The organism is Anabaena sp. FACHB-83 (genome assembly GCF_014697485.1).
Taxonomy (GTDB): Bacteria; Cyanobacteriota; Cyanobacteriia; order Cyanobacteriales; family Nostocaceae; genus Nostoc_B.
Genome location: NZ_JACJRY010000005.1, coordinates 68,641 through 81,489 on the forward strand (window position 1 = coordinate 68,641; position 12,849 = coordinate 81,489).

At 39.2% G+C, this 12,849-nt stretch carries 2 protein-coding genes; both read right to left on the bottom strand.

Going from position 1 to position 12,849, the window contains the following annotated elements; genetic code table 11:
• Positions 1–137: 137 nt before the first annotated feature.
• Positions 138–5,972 (bottom strand): AAA family ATPase, encoded by a 5,835-nt coding sequence (locus H6G79_RS08195; protein WP_190588524.1) that lies wholly within the window; start codon positions 5,970–5,972, stop codon positions 138–140.
• A 440-nt stretch (positions 5,973–6,412) separates the two neighbouring features.
• A complete protein-coding gene (locus H6G79_RS08200; protein ID WP_190588523.1) occupies positions 6,413–12,664 on the bottom strand; it encodes a trifunctional serine/threonine-protein kinase/ATP-binding protein/sensor histidine kinase in 6,252 nt (2,083 codons plus the stop codon).
• Positions 12,665–12,849: the final 185 nt, after the last annotated feature.

The window sequence follows — 12,849 nt, forward strand, 5'->3', positions numbered from 1 at the left end:
GAACAAACATCTCTTCTTTTTGGAAGTGCTGAGTAAACATACTAGTCGCTCTTTCATACTTGGCAAAGCAATAAGTTTCATCAAACTGCTTTATCTCCCTTGTCTTCCTTGTCTTCCTTGTCCCCCTTGTCTCCCACTTAGTTATTGTTAATAGCATTATCTGTAATCGGTAGGGAAATTACAAACTCTGTTCCCTGTCCTAAAACAGAATTGACTGCAATTTTACCCCCATGTTTTTCTTCAACAATTTGTCGAGCGATCGCTAGTCCGAGTCCTGTACCTTTCCCAACTCCTTTTGTCGTAAATAAATGGTCAAAAATATGCAATTTGACCTCTTCACTCATGCCTTTACCATTATCAGCAATTGATATTTTGAGGCTGTGATTTTCAATGGCAGTTTTCACAATTATTTGATGAGGATTTAATTTAAGTTCCTCATAACTCCTTCCCATGCCTGATTCATCTAACGCATCAATAGCATTAGCAAGAATATTCATAAAGACCTGATTTAATTGTCCAGGAAAACAAGCAATGGGTGAACAATTAGCGTATTCTGTAACTACGTTAATTGCTGGACGTTGTTCATTAGCTTTGAGGCGATGTTTGAGAATTAAAATTGTACTATCAATGCCTTCATTGATATTAAATGTAACTTTGTAATCTTTATCGGCACGGGAGAAAGTTCTTAAACTGGTACTAATATTTTGTAGTCGATCGCAAGCTAACACCATTGCATCAAGAACTTTTGGCAAGTCTTCTAAACTATAATCAATGTCAATTTTTTCTGCATGGTCGAGGATTTCGTCTGGGGTATTGGGTAAAGCTTGTTGATATAGTGCTAGGTGTTCGATAATATCTGTTAAGGTGGGTTTAGCTTGTTGGAGACTAGCCGAAATAAATCCCAGAGGATTATTCATTTCATGGGCGACACCAGCAACTAAGTTACCTAATGCAGACATTTTTTCATTCTGCACCATTTGTAGTTGTGCTTGTTGTAGTTCTTGCAGAGCTTTTTCTAATTCCTGAGATTTTTGCTGAATTGCAACTTCAGTTTGTTTGCGATCGCTAATATCTTCATAACTACCTAAAATTCCATAGACTTCTCCGGCTTCATCGCACAGAGGAATTTTACTGGTATCTATCCAGATAGTTTTACCATCTGTTTGCTGTTGCGTTTCAATAATATGTAATTGTGGCTGTTTAGACTCCATAATCCGGCGATCATATTCACGATAGGAGTCAGATTCAGCTTTGCTCCAAGGTAAATCATAGTCGTTTTTACCAACGATCGCTTCTGGCGATGGCAATCCTGCCATGATGGCAAATTTTTGATTACATCCCAAATAATTTGAGTTGCGGTCTTTCCAAAAAACGACCTGGGGAATGTTGTCGATAATACTTCTTAGCAGTTGTTGAGACTGTTGTAGTTCTTGCAAAGCAATCTGAGAATCTTGATAAAGTCGGGCATTTTCTAGAGAAATCGCTGCTTGAGTACAAAGAAAATTGAGAATGAGAATGCGATCGCTAGTAAACACCCCACTTGCAGAGCGATTCTTTAAATACAAAATGCCAATTAAATGCCCTTGATTGAGAATCGGCAAGCATAAAAGACTTTTCGGCTGTTTTTCCTGTAAATACTCATCAATTACAGGTAAATCTGTTTGAATGTCATCAATTACTAGAACTTCTTGGGTGTGTTTCACATACTGAATCAGCTTGACTGGTAAATTGAGATTGCCTTCTAAGGGTTGCGAGCAAAGTTCGGTGTGTTCAGGTGTAGCGATGGCTCTTACCTGCCATTCTCCTTGTGTATCAGGCAAAATTAAGACGCAGTGATCGCCACCAGAATTTTGCAAAATAATCTGAGTGAGTTGGTGTAGTAGCTCATCTAGTTGAATTACTCCAGACAAGCTTTGAGAAACTTTGATAATGGTGGCAAAGTCTAGAGCCGTGTTGAGGGTACTGGCGGAACGGATGGTTTTGCTGGAAGAATGAATAGAAACTTTGGGACTAGCAATCGAGGCTAGGGTTTCTAAAGGAATTAGACTTTGGGCAGTTGGCTGTAAAATTGGCTGTAACAAATTGGGGTAAGTATTTTCTAACTCTTCAGTTTTCGCTTTCGCACCCCAACGCGCATAGCAATAGTAAGCGTCTTGCAGATAAATTGCCGCCAATTTCTCTTGACCCCAATTAAGGTAAAATTTAGCAGCTAGTTCATGAATCAGAGCTTCTTCTTGGAGATATCCATTAGTTTTTGCTCCGGCGATCGCCTGATTATATTGTTCAATGGCTTCAGCTTTCTGCCCCAAAACTCGATATTTTTCGGCTGCTATCAAATCAACTTTATGTTGATGATTCATTGGTGCATATTGCGCCCAATTATTTAAAGCTGTTTGATTCTCTTCTATCCTTTGCCATTGAGTTTCTGTCACCTCACTTCCTTGAGGCAATGTAGCCAGCATTATCAAAGCATCATAAAAGTAAAAAACAGGTTCGATAATTGTACCAACGCACCCTGCTAAATACTGTCTGGTTTGGGCAGCATCTTGTTGAGCTTGGCCATATTCTCCTAACCAAAAATTCAAGATAAATCGATGCAGATAAAATATACACAAGCGAAAGACATCTTGAGAAACTTGCACCTCGGCAATTAATGTGGCTTCATAAGATGCTTGACGTAAAGTTACTTCATCTTCTGATTTACCCAGCAGAATCAGAGCAGTTTCCCAGTAAATTAAATAATGCTTGGCGGTAGTTACTTGCTTGAGTTCTTGCAACTGCTGGTGATAAGAGCGAATTTGGTATTCTACCTCACTCAAATCTTGCCCTGACCAAAAGGCATTCAAGGTCAGTGCTTGCACTGTATAAAGCACAAATTCTAAACTACCTGTTTCGACCCCTGCTTGATAGCCTAACTGTAAAATTGGTATTGTCTCTCTTAAAGGGGCAGTACAGTGGTAAATATATCCGGCGAACACAACAAAGGTTGCGGCTCGACTGTATTTAAACTCTGGTTCTAACCCTAACTGATATGCCAAATATCCAAACTGTTCCGCTTCTCGGATATCGCCCCAGATTAACTTAATTTGAAAGGCATAATTGGCATAACTCCAAGGAGAAAATAAACTGTTTCCATATTGAATAGAATGTTGAACCTGAAGCGCCACCACTAAGGGGTAGAGGGGTGAAGCTGTAACATAGCAGGCAGGTATGATACTGGCAGCAATTTGCATAATTGCTAGTTGTTCTGGTGCTACGAGTTTTGGTAAATGAATCAAATCTGCAATCGCGCGATCGCCAATTAAGTCTTGAATTTGCTGTCTAGCTTGTTGGACATCTTCACTAGTTGGCTGATCTGGCAAACTCACACCCAAGGTTTGCAGTACAGATTTACCTGTGGCGATCGCGGCAATAAAATCATTACGGGAGTTTAACGCTTGAATTTTGATTTGATAAGATTGCACCTGATCTAAGGGCGTTTTGGTATGCTGGATGACGGCATTAATCCAATACTCCATCTGCTCAAAATCACCACTCAATGCGGCAGTTTCGGCAGCTAGTTCATGGAGTGCTAAGGTCATTTCATATTGATGTTGCCAAGTGTCTGTGGCTAGTAGTCCTAATCCCACAGTGGCGTATTCGTAAGCAGCTTGATAAGCCGTGGCGACTCTGGCTTTTCGTCCAGCACAGAGATTCATTTGGGCGAGTTCATTACGCTGAGATTGGGCTGTAATTAGGGAAGTGCCGTAGTTTAACTGATTCACCAAAGCAAAAATTTGTTCTTCTCTGGCTGACAGAGAAATTTGCTTCAGGAGTAGTTGTCCAATATTGTAATGAACTGCTTGTTTTTGGTCATCGGGAATTAAAGAATAAGCCGCTTGTTGGACGCGATCGTGTAGAAATCGATAACTAGGATTGGCATTTTGAGCTATTTCTGATTGTTCGAGATTTTCTAACTGAAAAAATTTATAAATCTGGCTAATCGGCAAGATTAAACCTTCTTGCAACGCTTTCCATAAATCACTTGCTGTTGCTGCTTCCGATTGTTCCGAGACAATTGTCAGTGTACTTAAATCAAATTGATTACCAACACAAGCTGCTAGTTTTAAAACATTTTGGGTTGCTAAAGGCAGTTTCTTTAATTGCTGCGCCATTAATTCCACCACATCGTCTGTTAAGGCGGTGGATTTTAACTGGGAAATATCGCACTGCCAATGCCCAGTTTGTAAATCAAAATTAATTAGTTTTTCTTGATGTAATGCTTTGAGGAATTGCGTCGCAAAAAAGGGATTACCTTGAGTTTTTTGATATACTAATTCGGTTAAAGGTTGTGCCAAATTACCCGCACAATGTAATGTATCAGCGATTAACTGATTTAAACTGCTGGTTGATAATGGCTTTAAGGTAATAGTATTTACCGTTGCTTTTGCTTTAGCGATCGCATCTAAAGTTAGCATCAATGGATGTGCTGCAAACACTTCATTATCACGGTAAGCACCAATTAACAACAAATAACCAGTTGATGACTCACTGATCAGCAATTCTATCAACTTGAGTGATGCCGCATCTGCCCACTGCAAATCATCCAAAAATATCACTAAAGGATGTTCTTTTGTGGTGAAAACTTGAATAAATTTTTCAAATAGTAAATTAAACCGATTTTGAGCAGCTAAACCTGATAATTCTGGTGCTGTTGGTTGTGTGCCAATGATGAGTTCAAGTTCGGGAATTACCTTAGTAATTACTTGGGCATTATCTCCCAATGCTGCCAAAACTTGCTGTTTCCAGATGCGGAGTTGGCTATCAGATTCGGCTAGTAATTGCCCCATCAAATCACGGAAAACTTGGACGAAAGCAGAGAAGGGAATATTCCGATTAAATTGGTCAAATTTACCTTTGATAAAATAACCTTGTTGACGAGTAATTGGTTTGTGGACTTCATTCACTACAGCAGTTTTACCAATCCCCGAAAATCCCGCTACTAGCATCATTTCTGATGTCCCACTAGCCACACGTTCAAAGGCTTGTAATAAAGTGCTGACTTCCGCTTCTCTACCATACAATTTTTCCGGGATGAGGAAGCGATCGCACACATCCCGTTGAGCAATTTTAAAATGTCTAATTTCGCCTGTATCTTTAAGTTGTGTCAAACAAAGTTCTAAATCATGCTTTAATCCCAAAGCACTTTGATATCTATCCTCGGCATTTTTCGCCATCAATTTCAACACAATCTCTGCTACTACTTGCGGAATCGGTTTACTGCTTTCTATGACCTGCGGCATTTTTGCTAAATGACAATGCACCAACTCCATTGGGTCATCACTATTAAATGGTAATTCTCCTGTTAATAGTTCATACAATGTTACACCAAGAGAGTAATAATCACTGCGGTAGTCTATACCTCGATTCATTCTCCCTGTTTGTTCTGGGGAAATATAAGCTAGAGTTCCTTCTAAAACATTGGGATTTTTAATTTCTGAAGTTTCTTTTGGCAGTAATGAAGCAATACTAAAATCAATTAATTGAACTTGTTTTGTGTGGGGATGAATTAGAATATTTGCTGGTTTAATGTCTTTATGGATGACACGATTTTGATGTATCGCATCGAGAATACTTGTTAATTGAATAGCAATACTTAAAAATTCTACTAGGGAGATGTGAGTAGAGTTGACATATTCTTGTAGAGAAATCTTCCCTGTATCTGGCATCACCAGAATATAACTATTGTGATGAGTTAAGAGTGACAATGGCTGTACAATCCCCGGAATTTGCAGATTTTTGCTAATTGTATATTGGTTACGAAATTCTAGTAATTCATGAAAACTGGGATATTCTGACGCTAACAGTTTGATGACTACTGGCAGATGATCTGATTGGCGGATAGCTTGATAGACGTGGGTTTTAGCACCGACATAAAGTTGAGCGCAAATTTGGTATCCGGGAATAATAGGTGTACAGGTTACAGTAGCCATATATACATGCCTCGCAGCACAAGTTAGTATTCGCGTCTAGAATTTAGTATTCCCATAAAATCGAAGTTTACTAACGATGTCGATAGTAATACCATTTCACTTTAAAAATGATCCAAAGGGACAAACAGAGGAAGCATAGGTAGTGATTTATCTTCGTAATTTTGTGAAATATAGCAATCCTAAATGAGTCGTGAAAAACATAGATATGGAAACGAACCGCCCTCCGGGTGACGCTCCTGCGTCGCTAACGCTGCGCTAACAGCAGTTCCTCATAGGGGAAACCCCCAAGACTGGACTGCTTCACCAAGAACGCCTTCGCGTAGCATCTCGTAGAGAAGGACGCAAATGTAAGAAAGAAGAAAAAGATATAGAAATTTTACAAATGATTTAGGACTGCTATAGTATTAGAATATCTCTGCCTTATCTACCTTGTCCCTCACTTAATGATTGTTATCTGTAATGGGGAGAGAAATTACAAACTCTGTTCCCTCTCCTAAAACAGAATTAACTTCAATTTTGCCGCCATGTTTTTCTTCAACAATTTGTCTGGCGATCGCTAGTCCTAATCCTGTGCCTTTACCTACTGCTTTGGTTGTAAATAAATGGTCAAAGATGCGCGATTTGACATCTTCACTGATGCCTTTACCATTATCAGCAATGGAGATTTTAACATGCTGATTTTCGATTGCTGTTTTGACAATAATCTTGTAAGGATTGAGTTTAATTTCCTCAAAACTGCGTCCTATACTTGACTCATCTAAAGCATCAATCGCATTGGCAATGATATTCATAAATACCTGATTTAACTGTCCAGGAAAACATGCTATTGGTTGTAAATTATCGTAATCCGTCACCACAATAATTTCTGGGCGTTGTTCATTACCTTTCAGGCGATGTTTGAGAATTAAAATTGTACTATCAATGCCTTCATTAATATTAAATAGCACTTTATAATCTTGATCAGCACGGGAGAAAGTTCTTAAACTGGTGCTGATATTTTTCAATCTTTCAGCAGCTATAACCATTGCATCGAGGATTTTTGGTAGGTCTTCTAAGCTATACTCTAAATCAATTTCTTCGGCATGATCGAGAATTTCTGCATCAGGATTGGGGAGAGCTTGTTGATAGAGTTGGAGGTGTGTGGTGATATCAGTAAATATGGGTTGAGCTTGTTGCAGACTAGCCGAAATAAAACTGAGAGGATTATTCATTTCATGAGCTACACCTGCAACTAAGTTACCTAATGCAGACATTTTTTCTTGTTGCACCATTTGTAGCTGAGTTTGTTTGAGTTCGTTGAGAGCTTGTTCGAGTTCCTGCGATTTTTGCCCAATTGCAGCTTCCGCTTGTTTACGTTCACTAATATCTCGAATAATAGTAGATAAATATTCAACTTCATCGGCAGCATTTTTATGAGCAATCACAACCTGAGAAACTGGAATTTCCTTACCATGTAAGTCTAAGATGGCTGACTCACCACTCCAAGTTCCCTGACGGATAGCGGTAGGGATAATGACATTTTGCAAATACTGTATTAGTCGAGGTGGCACCAGACTAGAAATATGAAATTCTGCCTTACTATCTTTCAAATGCCACACTTTCTGTCCAGCAGGATTAGTGTAAATATTATTGCCATTAGCATCGGCAATACCGACAATATCGGGTGTAGCATTGACAATTGCTAGTAGTTGTTGCTGCTCTTGTTCGGCACGTTCGCGTTCACGAAGTGCAGCTTGCTGTTCGCTAATATCAATTACAATCCCATCCCACACCATTTCCCCATCTTCGCTAATTTCTGGTCTCGAAACAGCTTTTACCCATTTAACATTTCCATTGGGTGTAATAATCCGCCATTCATGTCGAAAGGTAGTGAGATTTTGCGCTGACTCCATAGTGGCGCGAAACAATTCAGCTTGATCATCGGGATGTTCAAAATCGCGCAGACTATATTTTCCTGACATTAAATCTTCAGCCGCTACTTCGTAAAGGCTTTGACATCCATAGCTCACATAAGATATTGAAGATAAACCATTGGGTTGAATCCGAATTTGATAAATCAATCCGGGAATATTATCTGCAAGTTTCTGAAAGCGGTTTTCACTCAGGCGTAACTTTTCCAGCGATTCTTCTAACTGATGGGCATAAATTTGAGAATCTTGATAAAGTCGGGCATTTTCGAGAGAAATCGCCGCTTGGGTACAAAGAAAGTTGAGAATCAAGATGCGATCGCTAGTAAACACATTACTGGTTGAGCGATTCTTTAAATACAAAATTCCAATTAAATTACCTTGATTGAGAATCGGTAAGCACAACAGACTTTTTGGTTGTCGTTGCAGTAAATATTCATCAATGACAGGTAGATCAGTTTGCAGTTCATTAACTACCACAATTTCTTGGGTATTTTTCACATATTGAATAAATTTGATCGGTAAATTTGGGTTTCCCTCTAAAGGTTCGTCAAGAAGTTCAGTGTTATCTGGTGTCGCAATTGCTCTGACAAAAAATTCGCCTTGATGATTAGATAAAATTAAGGCGCAGCGATCGCCACCAGAATTGTGCAAAATAATCTGAGTCAGTTGTTGCAGCAGTTCATCCAGGTGAATTGTGCCAGAAATAGCTTGAGAAGCTTTGATAATCGCCGCAAAATCCAGAGATGTATTGATGTTGGTACTAGAAGAACGAGTCGGTTGTTGGGAACTATGAACGGAAACCAGAGGATTAACTTGTGCTGATAATGTTTCCAGCACATTCATCGATGCTATTTTCTGCTGGAGAATAGGTTGCAGTAAATGAGGGTAGCGATTTTCTAAATCTTGAGTTTTGGCTTGGCTACCCCAACGAGCATAACAGTAGTATGCCTCCTGCATATAACCGGAGGCCACTTTCTCTTTGCCCCAATGCAGGTAAAATTTAGCAGCCAGTTCATTACTGAGTGCTTCATCTTGTAAATAACCGTGGGTTTTTGCACCAGCAATAGCTGAATCATAATGTGCCATTGCATCATAATTTTGACCCAAAACCCGCAATGTTTCTGCGGCTACAAGTTGACAGTAATGTTGATGATTAGAGGGAGCTAAATTTGCCCAATTTTGGAGTTTTTCTTGATGACTATTGACCCGCTCAATAATCTTTGATTGTTGTTTAGTATCCGCCGTTTCGTATTGGGACAAATGAATTAAGGCATCATAAAAAACCAAAACAACCATCATAAAACTGCCAGCACTAGCATGAATATATTGTTGTGCTATAGCTGCTTGTTCCCCAGCTTGTTCATATTTGCCAAACCAATAACAGAGAACGGCTTGAGATAAATAAAGATGAAATAATCCCCCTCGATCATTGGTAGCCTGTAAATGAGGCAAAATTTGGGTTGTATTGAAGACTTCACCTGCCAAAAAATAGGGGATTTCAGATATTACCAATAAATTTAAAATTGTTTGTTGGTAACACTCATAATATTTTAAAATTGATTCTTGCTTAACCTGGCTGATAATTTGTCGATAAGCTTCCATTTCCTGAGCCAAAGCACTTAATTCTCGACCACTCCAGTAGCTGTACTGAAAGTATGTTAGTATATTTAGTGCTACACATTCCCAATCTCCGGTTTCCAGCCCACTCTGGTAGCCCTCTAGCAGAAATTGGATAGACTGACTCAAGGGTTCTTTCCAATGACGAATAAAGCAGTTGACAACAAAGTAAGCTCGGCTTTTAAAGGCATTAATCTGGAATTTTTCTAGTAACTTTAATGATAATTGTCCAAATTCATACCCAGCATCAATATCTCCCATAAAACCACAGAGCATTAATCCGTAGTCTGCATAAGAAAAAACGGCAATAGAGGAATTTCCAAACTGAATAGACATCTCAACTTGCTTAAAGATGAGTAATGGTAAAAGTTCAGGCGCAGCAATTAAAACAGATGCCACTAGTTTAGTCATGATTTGCATTGCTGCCAGTTGATAGGGATCGTTCATTGTAGGCAAATCTGCCAAACTTGAGGGTTTACTACCTATCCATAGTTGCTGTGTATATTGCGCTGCTGTACCAATATCTGCCTGAGTCGGTTGTTCGGGAAATTCCACACCCAGTAATTTCAACACCTGCAACCCAGTTTCTACCACTTCGGCAAATTTACCTTGAGAACGGAAAGCCATCATTCGGGTTTCATAGACTTTGATGGTGTCGAGCAATGAAGTTGCAGATCGCAATATAATGTCACCCCAGGCTGCTAACTTGTCAAAGTCTGTGTTTAGACAAGCTGCTTCTAAACGCTCGTGATGCAGATTTAGAGTTAATTCGTAGTTTGTTGTCCAAGGATCAGCCGGGAGTAAGTCAATTCCTTGGGTAAAGTAATTGATGGCTGCATTATAGGCGATCGCACTTTTAGCTTTGCATCCCGCGATTAAATTCAGTTGAGCTAATTTTAGTTGTTCATCAGGCTGAGTAATTAAATCAATCCCTTGATTCAGGTGATTGACAATTTCAAATATATGTCTATCTAGTTGAGTTTCTGGTGTATTAGCATAGAGTAGTTGACCGATCGCCAGATGAGTAACTTGTTTTTGGTCTTCTGGAATTAAAGAGTAAGCCGCTTGTTGAATGCGATCGTGCAGAAAGCGGTAAGTCAAATTTACAGAATCATGATCAATATTGTTCTGAGAATTAGTTTGTGCTTCAGTCTCTATCTGAAAGAATTTATAAGTTTGGCTAGTGGGTAAAATCAAACCCTCTTGTAAAGCTTTCCATAATGCTGTCGCCGCATCGGTGACAGATTGCTGAGAAACAATTGCTAAGGTTTTTAAATCAAAAGAGTTACCAACACAAGCAGCTAACTGCAAAACATTTTGGGTTGTTTGAGGTAATTTCTGTAATTGTTGGGCGACAAACTCCACAACATCATCAGTTAGGGATAGCAATTGAATTTGGGTAATATCACATTCCCAATAACCCTGCTGATGATTGAAGGTAATTTCCCCATCTTCATATAGTTTCTTGAGAAACTGAGTGATAAAAAAGGGGTTTCCTCTGGTTTTGCGCTCAATTAATTCGGTGAGGGGGAGAGATCGCTCTGTTGGACAACGTAAAGTATCAGCTATTAACTGATTTACATTTTGAGCAGCTAGAGGAGTAAGGGTAATAGTATTAACTGTCTTACCAGATTTCTTTATTTCCTCCACCGTCAACATTAATGGGTGTGCAGCAGAAACTTCATTATCTCGATAAGCACCCAACAACAGCAGACAATTTTCATCCTCCATCAACAGTTTAATTAACTGCAAAGAAGCTAAATCTGCCCACTGTAAATCATCCAAAAACATTACTAAAGGATGCTCTGCTGTGGTGAAGATAGCAATAAACTTTTGAAACAGTAACTGAAATCGGTTTTGTGCCTCCGTTCCCGATAATTCTGGTGCAGGATATTGTTTACCAATTACACGCTCTAATTCGGGAATGACCTCAATTAAAACTTGCCCATTTTCCCCCACAACTTCTAAAATCTGACTCCGCCACTGTGCCAATTTTGCATCCGACTCTGATAACAATTGCCCCATCAAATCACGCAAAGCTTGGACAAAAGCACTGAAAGGAATATTCCGGTTAAATTGGTCAAATTTACCTTTGATAAAGTAACCTTGTTGACGAGTTATGGGTTTGTGGACTTCATTCACTACAGCAGTTTTGCCAATCCCAGAAAATCCCGCCACTAGCATCATCTCTGATGTGCCACTGGCAACACGTTCAAATGCTTGTAATAAGGTGCTGACTTCCGCTTCTCTACCATATAATTTTTCCGGGATGAGGAAGCGATCGCACACATCCCGTTGAGCAATTTCAAAATTTCTAATTGCGCCTGTCTCTTGGAGTTGGGTTAAACAAAGTTCTAAATCATGCTTTAATCCCAAAGCACTTTGATATCTATCCTCGGCATTTTTCGCCATCAGTTTCAACACAATCTCTGCCAGTACTGGCGGAATTTCTTCCCTGTTCCCTATTACAGTTGGCATTTTCACCAAATGACAATGCACCAACTCCATCGGATCATCACTATTAAATGGCAATTCTCCGGTTAATAATTCATAAAATGTCACTCCCAGAGAGTAATAATCACTGCGGTAGTCTATACCTCGGTTCATTCTCCCTGTTTGTTCTGGAGAAATATAAGCTAAAGTTCCTTCTAAAATATTAAGACTTTTAATTTCTTGAGTTTCTTTTGGCAGTAATGAAGCAATACTAAAATCAATTAATTGAACTTGTTTTGTTTGGGGATGAATTAAAATATTTGCTGGTTTAATATCTTTATGAATCACGCGATTTTGATGTAATTCATGAAGACTAGTACTTAATTGAATAGCAATCCTCAAAAATTCTGCTAGGGATAAAGTGTTGCTTTGAATATATTCTCGTAATGATCTTCCCCCAGTATCCGCCATCACGAAAATATAACCGTTATTATATGTTTCTAAAGATAATGGCTGAATAATCCCAGAAATATTGAGATTTTTGCTAATAGTGTATTGATTGCGGAGTTTGAGTAATTCTTGAAAAGTAGGATATTCTGAGGTTAATAGCTTGATGACAACTGGGAGTTGATCTGATTCGCGGATAGCTCGATATACAATCGTTCTGGAGCCAGCATATAGTTGTGAGCTAATGTTATATCCGGGAATGATGGGGGCTTTAAATGTCGCCATCTAAACGTACCTCATAGCACAAGTTGGTTTTTGCTGTCCATCAACAAGCAGTGCAGAGCTTGTCTGGACTTTGTTAGTATTCCCACCAACTAGATATTGATTAACGGTACGTACAGAGATGATTTACCCACAAAAGATAGTTTCAAAGGGCTAAGGAGTGTGGGGGGTGTGGGGAGTGTGGGGGG

Excerpts from the sequence above, each read along its gene's own strand:
- H6G79_RS08200 (WP_190588523.1), bottom strand. The coding sequence starts at position 12,664 with ATGGCGACATTTAAAGCCCCCATCATTCCCGGATATAACATTAGCTCA.
- H6G79_RS08195 (WP_190588524.1), bottom strand. The coding sequence starts at position 5,972 with ATGGCTACTGTAACCTGTACACCTATTATTCCCGGATACCAAATTTGC.